This window comes from Pseudoalteromonas sp. 1181_04, from assembly GCF_052850545.1.
Window position 1 is genome coordinate 46,937 of the sequence record NZ_VXCS01000008.1, and the last position, 17,618, is coordinate 64,554.

Annotated in this window: 13 protein-coding genes; 4 read left to right on the top strand and 9 right to left on the bottom strand. The window is 40.9% G+C overall.

Going from position 1 to position 17,618, the window contains the following annotated elements; genetic code table 11:
• The first annotated feature begins 111 nt into the window (after nt 1-111).
• The gene (gene asnB, locus FW757_RS08175) at nt 112-1,785 is read left to right on the top strand and encodes an asparagine synthase B (protein WP_182719005.1); all 1,674 of its coding nucleotides are present in this window, start codon (nt 112-114) and stop codon (nt 1,783-1,785) included.
• On the top strand, nt 1,769-2,617 hold the full coding sequence (locus FW757_RS08180; RefSeq protein WP_446441086.1) for a PhzF family phenazine biosynthesis protein: 849 nt from the start codon (nt 1,769-1,771) through the stop codon (nt 2,615-2,617). Before asnB ends, FW757_RS08180 begins: the two co-directional genes overlap by 17 nt.
• Here the strand turns inward: FW757_RS08180 and FW757_RS08185 are convergent.
• From FW757_RS08185 to egtB, 3 genes are all read right to left on the bottom strand, one after another.
• Nucleotides 2,588-3,376, bottom strand: a complete 789-nt coding sequence (locus FW757_RS08185; protein WP_220491295.1) for a 2-keto-4-pentenoate hydratase — start codon at nt 3,374-3,376, stop codon at nt 2,588-2,590. The two genes, FW757_RS08180 and FW757_RS08185, sit on opposite strands and share 30 nt — an antisense overlap.
• A gap of 142 nt (nt 3,377-3,518) precedes the next feature.
• Nucleotides 3,519-4,490 (bottom strand): L-histidine N(alpha)-methyltransferase, encoded by a 972-nt coding sequence (gene egtD / locus FW757_RS08190; protein WP_145233249.1) that lies wholly within the window; start codon nt 4,488-4,490, stop codon nt 3,519-3,521.
• 2 nt (nt 4,491-4,492) lie between these two features.
• On the bottom strand, nt 4,493-5,722 hold the full coding sequence (egtB, locus tag FW757_RS08195) for an ergothioneine biosynthesis protein EgtB (protein WP_446441087.1): 1,230 nt from the start codon (nt 5,720-5,722) through the stop codon (nt 4,493-4,495).
• A gap of 506 nt (nt 5,723-6,228) precedes the next feature.
• Here egtB and FW757_RS08200 point away from each other — a divergent pair.
• Complete coding sequence (locus tag FW757_RS08200; RefSeq protein ID WP_446441088.1) at nt 6,229-7,809, top strand: BCCT family transporter; 1,581 nt, start codon at nt 6,229-6,231, stop codon at nt 7,807-7,809.
• 83 nt (nt 7,810-7,892) lie between these two features.
• On the opposite strand, the gene FW757_RS08205 is transcribed toward FW757_RS08200, so the two are convergent.
• The 4 genes from FW757_RS08205 to FW757_RS08220 all read right to left on the bottom strand — a co-directional run bounded on the left by FW757_RS08205 (nt 7,893) and on the right by FW757_RS08220 (nt 14,696).
• Nucleotides 7,893-8,603 carry a 3'-5' exonuclease gene (locus FW757_RS08205; protein ID WP_446441089.1) on the bottom strand — a complete coding sequence of 237 codons (711 nt, stop codon included), beginning with the start codon at nt 8,601-8,603 and terminating at the stop codon, nt 7,893-7,895.
• A gap of 3 nt (nt 8,604-8,606) precedes the next feature.
• Nucleotides 8,607-10,502 carry a DUF294 nucleotidyltransferase-like domain-containing protein gene (locus FW757_RS08210; RefSeq protein ID WP_145233241.1) on the bottom strand — a complete coding sequence of 632 codons (1,896 nt, stop codon included), beginning with the start codon at nt 10,500-10,502 and terminating at the stop codon, nt 8,607-8,609.
• Nucleotides 10,503-10,596: 94 nt separating this feature from the next.
• Nucleotides 10,597-13,677 carry an efflux RND transporter permease subunit gene (locus tag FW757_RS08215; RefSeq protein ID WP_182719009.1) on the bottom strand — a complete coding sequence of 1,027 codons (3,081 nt, stop codon included), beginning with the start codon at nt 13,675-13,677 and terminating at the stop codon, nt 10,597-10,599.
• Nucleotides 13,678-13,679: 2 nt separating this feature from the next.
• Nucleotides 13,680-14,696: an efflux RND transporter periplasmic adaptor subunit gene (locus FW757_RS08220; protein ID WP_446441090.1), complete on the bottom strand. Its 1,017-nt coding sequence runs from the start codon at nt 14,694-14,696 to the stop codon at nt 13,680-13,682.
• Nucleotides 14,697-15,106: 410 nt separating this feature from the next.
• Here FW757_RS08220 and FW757_RS08225 point away from each other — a divergent pair, with 410 nt between their 5' ends.
• Complete coding sequence (locus FW757_RS08225; protein ID WP_149982479.1) at nt 15,107-15,448, top strand: hypothetical protein; 342 nt, start codon at nt 15,107-15,109, stop codon at nt 15,446-15,448.
• A gap of 490 nt (nt 15,449-15,938) precedes the next feature.
• On the opposite strand, the gene aroQ is transcribed toward FW757_RS08225, so the two are convergent.
• On the bottom strand, nt 15,939-16,298 hold the full coding sequence (aroQ, locus tag FW757_RS08230) for a gamma subclass chorismate mutase AroQ (RefSeq protein ID WP_446441091.1): 360 nt from the start codon (nt 16,296-16,298) through the stop codon (nt 15,939-15,941).
• Between the two features lie 136 nt (nt 16,299-16,434).
• Nucleotides 16,435-17,442 carry an oxygen-dependent tRNA uridine(34) hydroxylase TrhO gene (gene trhO, locus FW757_RS08235; protein WP_182761865.1) on the bottom strand — a complete coding sequence of 336 codons (1,008 nt, stop codon included), beginning with the start codon at nt 17,440-17,442 and terminating at the stop codon, nt 16,435-16,437.
• Nucleotides 17,443-17,618: the final 176 nt, after the last annotated feature.

The following is a 17,618-nucleotide window of genomic DNA, read 5'->3' on the forward strand; positions in this document are numbered from 1 at the left end:
TGAAAATATTGTAAAAGCTATGTGACTTAGTTAATTATTTCTGTTAAAACAAACGTGAATGGTTAGGTATTATGACCTAACTAACACACATGATAGGAATGAGGAGTTACTATGTGTTCAATTTTTGGTGTATTAGATATAAAGTCTGATCCCGCTCCATTGCGTACGCAAGCAATTGAAATGTCAAAATTATTACGTCACCGCGGACCTGATTGGTCTGGTGTATATTCATCAGATAAAGCGATTTTAGTGCATGAACGTTTAGCCATTGTTGGTGTATCAAGCGGTGCGCAGCCTTTATACAACCCTGAAAAAACTCATATTCTAGCGGTTAATGGCGAAATTTATAATCACAAAGAACTTGCCGCTAACCTTGAAACCGATTTCACTTTTCAAACTCAATCAGATTGTGAAGTTATCTTAGCGTTATACAAACAGAAAGGGCCTGAATTTTTAGATGATCTGAACGGTATTTTTGCTTTTTGTTTATATGACGAAGAACAAGACGCTTATTTAATTGGCCGTGATCATATTGGTATTATTCCACTTTATACTGGCCACGATGAGCACGGTAACTTTTATGTTGCCTCAGAGCTAAAAGCACTTTCACCAATCTGTAAGCATATTGAAGAATTTCCTCCTGGACATTTTTTATGGAGTAAAGATGGTCAATTGCGCCCATATTATGCCCGTGATTGGCAAAGCTTCGATGCAGTTAAAGATAACAGCGCAAAAGCCGAAGACGTCAAAGATGCACTTGAAGCCGCCGTTAAACGTCAGCTAATGTGTGACGTACCTTATGGCGTGTTGTTGTCAGGCGGTTTAGATTCATCCGTTATTTCAGCTATTACCCAACGTTTTGCAGCAAAACGTATTGAAGATAATGATGAAAGCGATGCATGGTGGCCTAAACTGCACTCTTTCTCGGTTGGCCTTGAGGGCTCCCCAGATCTAGCGGCTGCACAAAAAGTAGCTGATATGATAGGAACTGTTCATCACCCGATTATATTTACGATTCAAGAAGGGATTGATGCCCTGCGTGAAGTTATTTATCACATTGAAACCTACGATGTAACGACGATCCGTGCTTCTACTCCGATGTACTTAATGGCTCGCCAAATCAAAGCGATGGGTATTAAAATGGTGCTCTCTGGTGAAGGCGCAGATGAGCTATTTGGTGGTTACTTGTACTTTCATAAAGCACCAAATGCACAAGAGTTTCATGAAGAATTAAACCGTAAAGTATCTAAACTGCACATGTTTGATTGCTTACGCGCAAATAAATCAATGGCGGCATGGGGTGTAGAAGCCCGCGTTCCCTTCCTTGATAAAGAGTTTGTTGATGTTGCTATGCGTATCAACCCTGAAGCTAAAATGTGTAAAGATGGCAAAATTGAAAAGCATATTTTACGTGAAGGCTTTGACGGCTACTTACCTGATGAAGTGTTATGGCGTCAAAAAGAGCAGTTTTCGGATGGTGTAGGCTACAGCTGGATTGATACATTAAAAGAGTTTGTAAACGAGCAAGTAACCGATCAAGAGCTTGAAAACGCAAAATTTAAATACCCTATTAACACACCTGATTCAAAAGAAGCGTATTACTACCGTACTATTTTTGAATCTCACTTCCCAGGTGATGCAGCCGCTAAATGTGTACCACATGGTAAGTCTGTAGCCTGTTCAACGCCTGAAGCGTTATTATGGGATGCATCATTTCAAAATAATGCCGATCCATCAGGTCGTGCCGCAGGTATTCATAACGACGCCTATGCACAAAAGAAATAATAAGCCTAGCCGCTTATTAAATCTGGCATTAACTCACAGACTGCACAAAGCCCCGCGCTTTGTGCAGTCTTTTGCTATTGAGCAAGTTTTTAACGATACAGCGAGACGCTGTAAAGGTTCGTCTGCGTTAATTGTTATTTATAAAACAGGGTTAACAACTCGACTAATGCAGCGCATTGCAAAAAACACCGCTCAGCCCGCCACCGTATTTTTAAATCAAGCCAATATCAAAAAAAATCGATGCCCTATTCGTTGGTTTAATCACAGCCATGAGATCAGCCGCTGTGGTCATGGGACACTCGCCGCTGCACTGTTTTTACAAAAATGGCAAGGGTTTAGCCCAAACACCTTTTATACAAATACAGGGGAAGTATTTGAAACAAGAATACATCAACGCGCACTGCAACTACAATTAACCACCATTGATAGCACCGAGGTACAAACAGAGGTTCTGCTGCAACAAGCCATTCCTACCTCAATAGTGCAAAGCTATAAAACAGCAGAAATTAACGGCTACAGTACTGTGATGATTAACAGTGTTCAGCCTTTAGAAACACTCGCGATAAATACAGCACAATTACAATGCTACCCAAATGCAGTGATTGTATTGCAACAACGCCAAACAGCTAATCAAACCACACAGTGGCATTTTCGATATTTTGCTCCTTATTATGGCGTGGATGAAGATAGCGCTACAGGTTCAGCCATCAGCATTATTGCCCCCATAATCAAACAATACACTGAACAAACACATGGCCAGCTTTTCCAAGATTCTGTTTTCGGAGCAACCATTAATTACCGTTTAAAAGATAACAGCGTCATTATCAGTTAAGCCACTAAATTTGACGGTGTATTTTCCAAGCCCTGCATAGTCAATTTCAGTATCAACATCAGTGTCTAACTCAATAACACCACAATATGAGCCTGTTATGAGAATTTGGCCAGCAGCGAGCGTGATCCCACACTTAGCCAGATAATTTACTGCCCAATAGATTGGTGTTTGTGCCAGACCACATGGATGCTTGCCAAGATAGCTATGACACTGATTATTTTGTGTTATCGCGATAGTAATATGTGCCGCATCATAAGCTGCTTGCTTATTAATTTTAGGACCAAGTAACACCCCTTGGTTACTTAAACCATCCGCTAACTTTGCAAAGTGATTTGCTTGATACGCTGTAGAGAAACGGTTTTGGATCAGCTCAAGTGCCATATGCGTGTCACTCACCGCGTGGTCAATTTCAGCTTCGCTATAGCTGGCCTGCTTTGGCATATTTTGCGCAAACACAAAAGCAATTTCAGGCTCTATCCGTGCCTTGTTTTGTTCAGTATATAATGTGCAGATTTGTGCAAATGATTGCGGCGGCTTTAATATTGGAGCCAAAATAATCGCACCGTTATCAAGTGGTAATAGGCATTTCCAACCAAATACTTGGCCCTTGTTTAATGCAATCATCAATTGTTGAACAGCTAAACTATCTTCAGTGCTTGTTAATGCTAATTGTGGCGGTAAATCTGATTGTGGCGCTGCACTTGTGCGTTGTGCAAATAAATGTGCTGCAATCGTTTTTAATTTAGTAGAACTGTCCACACTAACCTCTTCGTAATAAGGTTTTATAATGGCTACACCAGCAGCCGTAGGTTTAATGTAGTATTTATACTATTAAAAAATCAATTTGCGCAGCATTTTTAGCTAAGTACAGTTAAATAATAAATTATGGACTGTGCATTGTTTAAATTGGCCTTAATAAACACAATGCAAAATACCCCTGCTCGTCTTGCCACGTTTGCTCTAAACGTAATCCAGCTTGGGCGCTAAGTTCAGTAAATGCCTGTAGTGCGTATTTATGGGAGTTTTCTGTATGGATACTCTCACCTTGAGAAAAGCTAAATGATTCGCCATTGACGGTGACTGTTTGATCACAGTTACTGATCAAATGCATTTCAATACGGCTTAGTTTTTCATTAAACCGTGATTGGTGATTAAACTGGCTAAGATCAAAATCAGCATTTAACTCAGCATTAATACGCTGGAGCAAGTTTTTATTAAATGCCGCGGTCACGCCTTGTTTATCGTCATAAGCATCAAGTAATACTTGACGGTCTTTGAGCAAATCAATGCCAATCAATACATAACCGTTAATACCACATAACCGATGGAAATTTTTCATGATCTCAATGGCTTTTAGCGGTGAAAAATTGCCTATTGTTGAGCCTGGAAAATACACGAGGTTCGTTTGGCTATCCAATTGTGTTTCACGGCTTAACTGCTTTACCATTTGGCTATGAGTAAAATCCCCCAACAACGGCGAAATAGCTAACTCAGGAAATAATGGAGATAAATGAGCCAATGAGTAATTAAGCATTTCATTAGAGATCTCAAATGGCACAAAACTTTTCACATTCACTAAGTGCGCTAACAAATAAGCAATTTTTTTACCCGAGCCACAGCCCGGCTCTATGATTGATAAGTTATCAGGAAGCAACTTGGCAATTGCTTGGCTGTGCTTGGTTAAAATGCTCAGCTCTGTGCGTGTCACATAGTACTCATCAAGCTCAGTGATCTGCTCAAACAAAGCGGCCCCGTTATCATCATAAAAATATTTACAGGGTAGATTCTTTTGCTGCTGTGACAGTCCCGCAATAACATCGTTTAAAAAGCGGTTATCAATGTCGGTTGTCATTAATGTTGTTACTTGGCTCATGCTCAATCCTTAGCGAGTCTAATACCACTGCGCATCCACGCTTGGTGTGGGTAATAGAAATTGCGATAAGTTAGTCTTAAATGATTTTGCGGGGTAAGTTTACAGCCACCGCGCAGTACCATTTGATTCGCCATAAATTTACCATTGTATTCCCCTGCCACGCCTGCTATTGGCTTAAAGCCTGGATACGGTAAATAGGCACTGTTTGTCCACTGCCAACAGTTGTCGGTCAGCTGGATGATAGTTTGCGCCGCATTACTGTTAGCCACGCTTTCCCATTCAAATTCGGTTGGGAGGCGTGCTTGTGAGTAATGTGCAAAAGCGTTTGCTTCGTAAAAGGTAACATGGCTTAGCGGCTCATTTAGCGCCAAAGGCTGTAAGCCAGCTAATGTAAATTCAAACCACTCATTATTTACTTTATGCCAATAGAGTGGCGCAGTTTGCCGAGCATTATTTATCTGCGCCCAACCGTCACTGAGCCAATGCTCTGGATTTTGATAACCACCGTCTTGTATAAACGCTAAATACTCACCATTGGTAGTTAACCGGTTAGCAAATTTAAATGGCTGAATAAGCACTTGATGAGTTGGCCGTTCATTGTCGTAGCTGAACGTTTGCTCAGTTGCACCAATATGTGCAGTATGCTTTGAGAATGCCACAAAGCTAAGAGGACTGGCTTGCGTAACAGGATTTTCTATACGGATATTGTTAGTGTCACAATAAGCAGGAAACAACGGATTAACTGAAAAGTTATATTGAATGTCCATCAGCATTAGTTCTTGGTGCTGTTGTTCATGGTTAAGTCCTAATTCAATAACTTGCTTTATTGACTCGCTACACGGTGCACTCAGTAATTCAATCACCGCCCGGTCAACATATTCTCTATAGGTAATCACGTCATCTAAACTAGGCCGCGATAAACTCCCTCTGCAGGCACGCTTAAATTGTTCACCTATACCGTTATAATATGAGTTAAATAAAGTTTTAAATTTAGGATTAAATACTGTGTAGTGAGAGCTATGTGCAATTAGCAAAAAAGTTTCAAAGAACCACGTTGTGTGCGCAAGGTGCCATTTACTAGGGCTTACATCTGCCATAGCTTGTAATTGGCAGTCTTCTGCTGATAACGAGTTTATTAACGTCACGCTGTGGTGTCGAACGCGATGATAATGCTGAGCTAATTGATGCTCATCAGCCGTGTTTTTAGTGTTCTCTTTGCCATGGTTACTCATAGTAATGACTAAATTCCTTATCGCTACTGATCAATGATATAGCTCATCTAATGTTAAATCATATTCATATTACGCTTTCATTACTGCGACTATAAAACGTCAATCTCGTGCAACTGCCTTTTACAACTACAAAAAATAATAGCTCAATTAACCACAAAAAACAGCCGCGATTACTTTAACAATCAAACTAATTTTTGACCTTTTTCGAATTATGTACTTTTATATAAAAACATAAAAATGGTTACAATGGCCATATAAGCCGCTATTTAACAACAAAATCATTTACATTTGGTATTTAACTCATACACTAGTAGCTGTATGATCATCTTTTAAATTAGTTAGTCTTCAAATAAATTAAAGTATCAATTATTACCTAACCTGAACTTTGCTTTAAAAATTTACTAACGTAGTGATTTATTATCCGAAGCTTCAAGTTACTTAGACTAATTAAATTAGGTATGTTGCTGGTAACAAGCAGCTTGTTAGGACAACAAAAGAGGTATTGCATGAGCGAAAATCATGACAAATATAGTATCGACAATACGGATTACACCGTAGGTCAGGATAACGTGCAAAAATGGGGATTTGATATACACAACCCTGTTTTTGGCATCAGTGCGGGCCTGATTGTCATCTTTTTAATCGCCATTCTCGCTACCGATCCACAAACTGCAAAAGCAGCACTTGATGGTGTGAAACTCGATATAATTAATAATTTTGATGCCTTGTTTATGTGGGCTGCAAACTTCTTCGTTATTTTTTGTTTAGCACTGATTGTTTCTCCTTACGGAAAGATCCGTTTAGGAGGCAGTGATGCTAAGCCTTCATATACTCGTGTTTCATGGCTCGCTATGTTATTCGCCGCAGGCATGGGTATTGGCTTAATGTTTTGGGGGGTAGCTGAACCGGTTGCATATTTTACTGGTTGGTATGAAACACCACTGAATGTAACCCCCAACACCCCTGAAGCTGCAAAACTGGCAATGGGGGCAACTATGTTCCATTGGGGCCTGCACCCTTGGGCTATTTATGCTGTAGTTGGCTTATCACTATCATTCTTTACATATAACAAAGGTTTACCACTGTCTATCCGGTCAATTTTTTACCCTATATTGGGCGATAAAGCATGGGGCTGGCCTGGTCATATCATTGATATTTTAGCAGTACTGGCAACTTTATTTGGCTTGGCAACATCATTGGGGTTAGGCGCTCAGCAAGCGTCTGCGGGGATAAACCACGTGTTTGGTCTCGAAGGTGGCATTGGCTCACAAATACTCGTTATTGTTGGCGTTACCCTACTGGCTATTATTTCCGTTGTGCGCGGCATTGATGGCGGTGTAAAACTCCTTAGTAATATCAACATGCTAATTGCTTTTGCCCTTTTGGTATTTGTTTGCTTAGTTGGCTTTGCTGTTGCGATGGGTAATATTCCTACCACCTTTATGGGTTATGTAGAAAATATCATTCCATTAAGTAATCCACATGGCCGTGAAGACGAAACATGGATGCATGGCTGGACTGTATTTTACTGGGCTTGGTGGATTTCGTGGTCACCGTTTGTAGGCATGTTTATCGCTCGCGTATCGCGTGGTCGTACTATTCGTGAATTTTTGATTGCGGTATTACTTATTCCAACATTGGTAACAGTATTATGGATGTCAATTTACGGCGGTATTGCAATTGATCAAGTAGTCAATGGTGTTGGTGCACTTGGCCTAAATGGTTTAACCGATGTCCCTATGGCTATGTTTCAAATGCTAGATGAATTACCTATGTCTAATATTTTGTCTGTAATTGCTGTGCTATTAGTTTTAGTGTTTTTTATCACTTCATCTGATTCAGGGTCATTAGTAATAGACTCCATCACTGCTGGCGGGAAAATTGATGCGCCAGTACCACAACGCATATTTTGGGCATCTATTGAAGGTGCTATCGCAGCCGCGCTACTGTGGATTGGTGGTACACAAGCAATCGAAGCACTGCAAGCAGGTGCGGTCTCTACCGGCTTACCATTTACAATCGTCTTGCTGTTTATGTGTTTAAGCCTTATTTTAGGTCTGAGAACTGAGCCGTTACCGGCTAAATAAACGCTATATAAAACCACAAACGCCGCAAATTTGCGGCGTTTTTTTATTTAAGCTTATTAGCCAAAGTTCAGGTTAAGAAATTTTTAACTCCATAACTGCGAGATCGGTGTATCTTCTCGGTAATGGTGACTCAATTGTGCTTGTAACAGTTCAGCTGTTGCTAAAGCGTCTGTTAAAGCATTATGGTTTTTATACACAGGTAATGAATAGCGCTGGCGACAATCACCTAATCTAAGCGATCCTAACCTAGAATTAAATAACCAACCTAGCAAACCCTGCCTGGCTTTTAAGGCTTTTCGTTCAATTTCCATGGTATCAACCAAAGCAAAGTTGATCCCCTCGTTAAGCCTAAGTAACAGTGCAGTATTTAAGAAGTGCCGCTCAATCGCGCCATAGTGTACAACAACCACTTTACCACTGAGTGCTTGCAATAATGGCTCAATAATCTGGTTAAAATCCGGGGCATCGTCAATTTCTGAATGCGTTATGCCATGTATTACAATGGATCCCTCGTTGAAATTACGCCTAGGGCGCACCACCCAATGGCGACTATCTTTGCAATATATACGCTGTAAATTAAAAGGAATTAAACCAACGCTGACAATATCATCACTGGTGCTATCTAAACCGGTTGTTTCAAAGTCCATTGCAACAAATGGCACATCTTTAATTGCTGCGAATTTATCGCTAAAAGCAGCTCCATAAAAACATTTGATAGTGTCATTTTGAGCGCCGCTTAATAAATTTTTATAGCGTGTTGCCCAGTCAATCATTGCTTGCTTTTTGAAAGCCATAAATTACTTTACCCCAGAGTTTGCTGAGTAACTAAATTTCAAATAGCTTTGTGCTTTTTCTAAAATTGCAAAAGCTTCTTTTAAGTTACGCTGCTCAAAAGGCGATAATAAATGAGGGTCTAAATCGTTGTCGGGTTCTTCCCCTTGTTCAATTTGCCATGCTTGGTGACGGATCCGCATCATGGCAATATATTCTAGCGCATCTCGCAAATCTTGTGCTTTGCCTTGCGGTAGGAGCTTGGCTTCAATAATATCTTCTAAGCGTTCGAACGAGTTTTGCTTACGTGATCCAACCGCCAATGCGTGAACACGAATAACATCTGAAAGCGGCGCTGTGCCTCTGCGCTTTAAATTCATAGAACGTTTATGCTGACCGTTGTGCTCCATAACAAAGCCTTTAAAAAACCCCAATGGTGGGGTTCTGTTGCGAGCATTTGCAGCCATATTAGCTAAAAATACGCGATTAACTTTACTTTGTTTGGCAATAAATATTTTAAGCTCATCGGCCCATTTGGTTTTACCCCACACCCCGTCTAAATCAAAAAATATGGAGCTATTTAGTAAGGCTTGCGGTTTAGGCAGCTCTATCCACTGAGCAAATTGCTCAAACCATTGTGCACGTGTTTTTCGCCATTTTTTAAATGACGCCATTATTTCGCCATCACAATAGGTATAACCGCATTGAGCTAAACCATCACAAACAAAATCGGCAATATTTTGAAAATACGTATCATGAAGTTCATCATCATAATCATCATCTAGAATGAGCGCGTTATCTTGATCAGTAACAATGAGTTGCTCATCCCGCGCCATTGAACCTAATGCGATAAAACAGTATGCAACCGGCGGCGGCCCATACTTTTCTTCGGCTAATACCAGTAACCTTTGTTTAAAAGTGCGGCCAATCACAGCCATTGCCGTGCCAATCATATGCGAGTTTGCATCTTCATTTACCATCCGTACAAACACATTCGGCAGCTGGCGTGCATAGTGGGTTAAATCTTCAATCGATTGCTGCGCAAGTATTCCACGTACCAATAGCAAGCTGCTTTGTGATTCATAGCGTAAAATATCAGAAAGAGAAATAACCCCAATTGGACGGCGTTTTTGCACCACCGGTAAGTGATGTAAGTTATCACGTAGCATCGCAAGTACAGCTTCGAAAACATAGGCATTGGCATCTAATAAAACCAAGTTTGTAGACATTATTGTATGCGCGGGTGTGTCAAATGCCAGCCCATGAGCAATGACTTTGGTACGTAAATCTTTGTCTGTGATAATACCAACAACTTGACCATCATCTTCCTCTGGGTCGTCGTTAATAGGTTTAGTACTATCAGTCACTAAAACCGATGACACCGATTCATCAGTCATAAGCTGGGCAACTTGTTGCACCGTCGAATCAGTATTAACTGTTACCACATCACGGTGGATCAGCGATTTTACTTTTGCCGTGGTTAAATCATTACCATCGGCTTGTTCAACAATTGCCTGATGTAAACGAACATTACCATCCGTTTCAAAATAGTCAGCAAATGAATCAAATTCGTCGCAATAGCGGTTAAATAGTTCAACATTAATGCAATACACTAGCGTATCTTCAAGTGCTTTAGCTGGAAAGCGAACCTTGCGATTCATCAGTAAACCCATCTGCCCAAATATACCGGCAGTGGTTAAACGATTATCCAGTTCCCCATTACGTCGATACATTTCAACAGAGCCGCTTCTGATCACATAAAGATCGGCGATATCTTGACCAAATAATAAAATATCGGTGTGCGCTCTAAAGTAGGCGACTTCAACCTGTTGCGCGAGCTCATTGATTGCTTTACTCGGTAGGCTGTCAAAAGGCGGGTGTTGTGCTAAAAACTGCGCGATTTCTACTTGTTCGGCTTGCATAAAAAAAACCTGTTGGGGATAGCTTTCCCAAGTGTGAGCCTAATTAACTTATTTTTCAAAGATAAATAGTTAATTAGGCTATTTTAATTGTGATTTACTCTACCTTATCAAGCTCCTGCGCAAGTTGCTTACTTTCATCACCACGGGGGGTAGTAAAGCGCGCTAAGCCCAAGTAAATTACCGGTGTTAAATACAACGTAAATAGCACCGCTAAAGACAAGCCACCAAACACGACCCAGCCAATCGCATTACGTGCCTCAGCCCCCGCTCCGGTTGATAATATTAGCGGCAGTGCACCTAGTAAGGTTGATATCAAGGTCATAGTAATTGGTCTTAAACGTACTAATGCTGCTTGCTCTACAGCTTTACGAACTGTTAAACCTTGGTCGCGCAATTGGTCAGCAAATTCAACTAACAAAATCGCGTTTTTCGCGATTAAGCCAATTAACATCACCAAACCTATTTGCGAGTAAATATTTAACGAAGTACCAGTTAAATACAGCGCTAAAATTGCTGATGTAATACCAAACGGTACTGTTACCATCACCACCACAGCACTATTAACATTTTCAAACTGTGCGGCTAATACTAAAAATACGATTAAAAATGCCAGTATGTAAGTGATAAATACTTCATTAGAAGTTTCTTCAAAGGTTAAAGCTTCACCTTTAAATGCCAAGCTAATGCCACTTGGTAGCGTTTGCTCTGAAATATCACGTAATTGCGATACCAGCTGTGCAATACTCATGTCCGCCGGCAGTTCCATATCAAGCTCGATAGCACGACGCTGTGCGTGGCGTTCAAGCTCGGCGGCAACACCTTCTTCTGTAATGGTTGCAACGCTACTCAGTGGTACTAACTGACCGTTATTTGCACTGATATATAAATTAGCGAGATCACTGGGATCTTTAATGGTTTGATTTTGTGCTTGCAGAATAATCGGTACCGATTGGTCACCAATATTTAAATCTGCAATATCATCGCCATTTATCGCAGCACGCAAGGTGATTGATATATCACTCAGTGACACTCCTAATTCCTCTGCACGACGTCTATCAATATTAACGCGCAATTGCGGCTGTGATGGCTGATATGAAATACGCACGTTGTCAATCGACGGGATAGTCTGCTCAACCTGGGCAGCAAAATCTTGTGCGGCCTTATAAATCTGCAGGTAATCTTGCCCTAATAGTGCCAGCTCAATACCGCCACCTTGACCGCGTAAATTTAAACTATTTGACCCAGACGGATAACCTGCCGCCCCAGGAATATTACCCAGCGGACCTCGAATTTTATTAATGATCTCTTGCTGTGAAAAATGACGCTCATCCCAGTGTTTTAAAGGCACGGTAATAAACACAATATTTGGATCCCACTGCCCTACAACAGTATAAATAGATTCAATTTCGCCGCTTTGCACATACGGCAGCAAAATATCTTCCATTTGCATTGCTTGACGGTCCATAAAATTCAAACCAACACCGTCAGGGCCCCGAGCAAAGATACGTATTTTTCCGCGATCTTCTGAAGGCAGTAATTCATTATCTAAATTGAGATACAAAGCACCCGAACCCGCAGCGACTAATATACTAGCTATAAACGTAAGCCACGCATGATCAAGCACCCAATGAATGGTTTTAGTATAAATATTAGCAAGCCAATGACCTATTTTAGCAAATGGGTGTTTACCACCTTGTTTGAGTTTTAGCTTTGAGGTGAGCGCTGGCACTAATGAAAGCGCTACAAAGCTTGAAATGATCACCGCTCCCGCAAGTACCCCACCAAACTCTCTAAATAATCGCCCTGCTGTTGAGGGTAAAAATGCGATAGGAACAAATACCGCCGCTAACACCGCTGTCGTTGCGACAACAGCAAAAAACACTTCTCGCGTGCCAATTACCGCAGCAGCACGGCGGCCAAGGCCTAAACCGCGTTGACGTTGAATGTTTTCGCTGACCACAATCGCATCATCAACAATCAACCCCGTTGCTAACACTAATGCCAGCAAAGTAAGTATATTGATTGAAAAACCCAGTGCCCATATCAACGCTAATGAACCAACCAAGGCAACAGGAATTGCAAATGCAGGCACTAAAGTCGCGCGCCAAGAGCCGATAAATACCCATAATGTAATGATCACCAGCAGCACAGTTAACACCAGTGAGTAAATCACCTCATCAACTGAGCTCCTGATAAATTGGGCATCATCAGAAGTTAAAGTAAATTTCAGCTCCGGAAAACGCGTTTGCATTTTTGCTAATAAACTTAATACTTCGTCAGATATTTCAATGGTATTTGACTGTGCTTGACGTATAACTTCCATGCCAATCACTGGCTGGCCGTTTAAGCGCACCATAGAGCGAGGATCCGCAGGACCAAAATACACCGCCGCAATATCACCAATACGCGTACCATCACGAATAATAATATCGGCCACTTGCTCAGCGGTAATTGAGGTTGCATCTGCGCGCACTATAATTTGTTGATCCGTCGATTTCAAACTACCGGCAGGTACGTCAAATGGCGCTTGGCGCAGTACTTGGGCTACATCAGGAACGGTTAAATTAAAACTGGTTAATTTAAGTGGATCAAGACGCACCCGTAAAACACGTTTTCGGTCACCATTTAAACGTACATCGGCCACACCTGGAATGGTTAAAAACTGCGGTGCTAAATCAACCTCAACCAGTTCAGTCAACGCTTCAAGGGCTATGGTATCGCTTGATACGGTTAGCGATACCACCGCCTCAGCATCATTATCAGCCTTGATAATAGAAACGCGCTCAACTTCTTCTGGCAACTCCCGTTGTACACGTGCTACCGACTCACGGGTTTCATTCGCAGCATCATCAAGGTCAACACCAGCACGAAACTCAACAACAATCCGTGCATTGCCTTCTTCACTTTGTGCGCGAATAGTTTTTACACCACTTACGCGGGCTACCGCCCCTTCAAGTTTACTGGTTACTTCGGTATCAACAGTCTCTGGAGAGCCCCCAGGAAATGAAGCCGACACCGTGATCCTTGGCGTATCAACATCAGGCAGTTCACGAACTTCAACCCCAGCAATGGCTGCAATACCCGCAATAATGATCAGTAAATTAAGTACTACAATAAGCACTGGGCGGCGAATGGCCATTGAAGGGAGATCTTGCATCATAGGTTGTTGTTTCATACCTACTCCTGCGCTGCTGCAAGCGGCTTGATATAATTAAGCTCTTGCGCTTGGCGTAAACGTTGTACGCCTTCAACTACCAAAATATCGCCTTCGTTTAAAGGCCCAGATACGAGCAAACGACCCGCTAAACGTTGCTGGATTTTAACATCAACGCGAGTTGCCTTTTGCTCAACACTTTTCCATACATAGGGGCCGGTTGCCCCCCATAAAAGCGCAGCTTCAGGCACTGCAGCTAAACTCTGCCCTAATACCTCAATATGTACTCTAAAACTCATACCCGGTAAAAATTGTGCTTGTGCATTATCCAGTTTTGCTTTGACACGCAGCGTACGTGTTTGTGGATCAATGCGTGAGTCAAGATAAGCGACTTGCGCATTGATCGCATCGCTTCCTTGCCACGGCATCACAGTCACGTTACCGCTAGTTCTGAGCATTGAAATAGCTGAATCTGGTGCATTAAAATTAATGTATAACGAACGAGTATCATCAATACTGGCGATGGCTGTTTGTGTGGTAATTCGATCGCCAACTTCGACATCCGTTAACCCCATGGTGCCACTAAAAGGCGCTCGTACTTGGCGATCTTCTAATTCGGTTTCGGCTTTAGTCACCGCAACCTTAGCTAACTCATACACAGTTTTTGCATCATCTAGATCGCTTTTTGGCACCGCGCCTTTAGCATGACTTTGCTGTAAACGTGTTTGTATTCGTTCACTATCTGCAAGCTTTATTTTCGCTTCATTAAGCGCCGCTTTTTGTCTGCGCGAATCGAGCTCTAATAAAATAGCTCCTGCGGTTACCTGATCACCGGGTTTAAAATGCACAGCCGTCACTTTATCCCCCACTGCAGGATAGAGGATAACAGAGCGAATCGCTTCGGCATTACCAACCGCTTGAACTTGCTCTTTTGCACGTTCCATCGCAACAGGTTCAACAATTACGTTAGCAGCAAATGCCGATGGCATTACCGCTGAACAAGTAATAAAAACACTGACTAAAAGAACTCGTAATTTCAAAAAGATCACCTAATTAATTATTATTTCCATTATGGTACGCAGTGTAACAGTGTTTTGATCAATAAAAAGTCTAGTTCGATTAACTGTCAAAACAATACGTTGAAATACCTTTATAGGGGAAAGTAACTAGGGCAGTGTATTTAATGCTAAGAGGCTAACTAGCTATAAATACCCTATACATAAACAGCCTAATTGGTCAGAATAAGGTATTGTCTTAAATTTACTCATAATGGTAGTTTGAGCTTTTAGAACTAAAAATTGTTGAATTTACGGGTTAATAAACCCTGAAAGTGGTCAAAAATATCTAGTTTATTGCTAAGTACTTTTGAGTAAGTGGGCAAACAGGTATAGTATGCAACAATAGTTTTTATTAGGGTCCACTCTGCTAGTTTATATTTAAAAGGACAATTATGTTTAAGCAAAAATTTACCGATATACATGGTATTACACACCAAGAAGCCGTATTTTTGGTCAACCTTATTAACATCAGTGAACAGCTTTCTAAACAACTACAATTCGATCACAGCGGAGAAGTTAGCGTTGAGTCTTACGAACATGGCAATGTTGAATTTTCAGCCGTTTATTGGACATCAGCAAAAGCTAAAGAGGACGGTTGTGAGCCGCTGATTTTTATGTATAAAAAAGATGTGTACACACTAGAGCAATGCACTATTGCTGTAGATAACGCTAAAGACATGACACCTGAACAGCTCACCAATGCCGCCGAAGCGCATTTAAAAACATTAATCTAAAGTTGGCATGTATACATGGTGATTTAATAAAAACATCACCGTGTTAACACGCTTATTTAGAACTTAAGATGACACCTATCACAATTATTTACCTAAAACAGGTTTTCACCACATAAAAATGCACGACGCACGCAGCGAAAAACGCAATGCTAATAACCGGATCTGAATACTAAATCAATAAAGTTGCTGTTGCTCGAATCATAAAATACTAATAGCTTAATCGCTGATGTAATAACTGTGCTTAAAGCTATGATTTTTAAAAATTTGTGCCTGTCCCATTGTTACAGATTAACGCTTACCTGCTAGTATAAAAATTTATATTATTGAAGCCTGATTTCAATCAAGGCGTTAAATAACATCTCTTTGTCTGCTCGTGTTAAATATCGAGAATTTAGTGTGCGTTCAAAAACTTTAAATTCTTGCTGTGAAAAAACGCCTCCATGACGTAAATACTGTGTAAGTTCAATATTGATGTCTTTCCCTAGCTTTATCAGTGCAGGACGGAAACAGTATCTAAATTTCTAGGCTCTTTATCTGTTGGCTTACTAAGCAAGTCAGCGCGGTATCTGTATTGTATAGCCTTAGCCGCAGATATTTGGGCACGAAAAAACGCGAGGACACTTTCTTTGTTTAAGCCTTGTTTTTCTGCTGACAAACTTGCATTGTTAATAACAATTAGCTCACGCTCTTTATCTTCAATGGCTTGGTTATTATTACTCTTATAAAGCGCAACATCTTCCATGTAACTCAAGCGCAAGTTTATTGTTGAAAAAAGCTCTTGTGCTGTACTTGCAGCAAAAGAATTAGTTGAAAGCAGCATAGCTGCAAAGATTGAGATGATTCGAAACATAATATCTTACCTTATGATGGGGACTGTTATCGTGCAATAAAAACCTAACGATTAAAATTCATTCAATCTTGGTTACCTTAAAAAAGCCCCAGACAACGCTGAGGCTTTATAAAACGGTAGTAATAGCTCTACTAAATTACTTTTTACGCTGTGCGTCTTTTTGCGCTTTTTTAGCTTCTTTACGCTTTTGTAAAACGGCTTGTGCTTCGTTGCCAATATGGCCTTCGCCACGAGCTTGCGCTAATTCAATTTGCTTTTGACGCTCAGCAAATCGTTCACGTTGTTCGTCGGTAACATCATCAATACAATGATGACACGAGACACCTTCCATGTACTCTGGTTTGAGTTTTTCGTCTTCAGTGATTGGCATACGACACGCATGACATTGATCGTATGAGCCTTTTTGCAAGTCGTGATCGACTGCTACGCGATTATCAAATACAAAGCACTCACCTTCCCACATGGTTTCTTCTTTTGGCACTTCTTCTAGGTATTTTAAAATGCCGCCTTCAAGATGGTACACATCTTCAAAACCTTGCTCTTTCATGTAAGCAGTTGATTTTTCACAGCGAATACCACCAGTACAAAACATAGCTACTTTTTTATGTTTGCTCGGATCGAGGTTTTCTTTTGCCCACTGCGGAAACTCGCGGAATGTTTTAGTATTTGGGTCTACTGCGTTTTGAAAAGTACCAATTTCGATTTCATAATCGTTACGGGTATCAACTAAAATAACCTCAGGATCTGAGATCAATGCATTCCAATCTTGTGGTTTTACATAACTGCCAACCACTTTCAGCGGATCAATCCCTTCAACACCCATTGTGACGATTTCTTTTTTTAGTTTTACCTTAGTACGGTAAAACGGGCATTCATCATCAAATGATTCTTTGCTAACAATGTTATCAAGGTTTGGTTGGCTGTCTAACCAGCTTAAAAGGTTGTCAATGCCTTCACGCTTGGCAGAAACTGTGCCGTTGATACCTTCTGCGGCAATTAATAAAGTACCACGTACTTCATTGGCTTCCATCACATCTAACAATGGTTGGCGTAGGGCTTCGAATTCAGGTAAAGAAACAAACTTATAAAGTGCACATACAACAAAGTGCTCGCTGGTTACATTGTCTTTATGGACAGCAGTCATGGTGATTCCTATTTTGCTTTAGCCGTTATTGGCGGTAACCGAATCGTAAATCCGGCGCATAATACATATTGAGGGCCGGATTTTACGCTTTTTCTAATTAAATGCAAAAAAAGCAGTGATAATTGGCTTTTTACTATTAGCCGCACTCGGGACTGCGCTATAATAGCGAAATTATT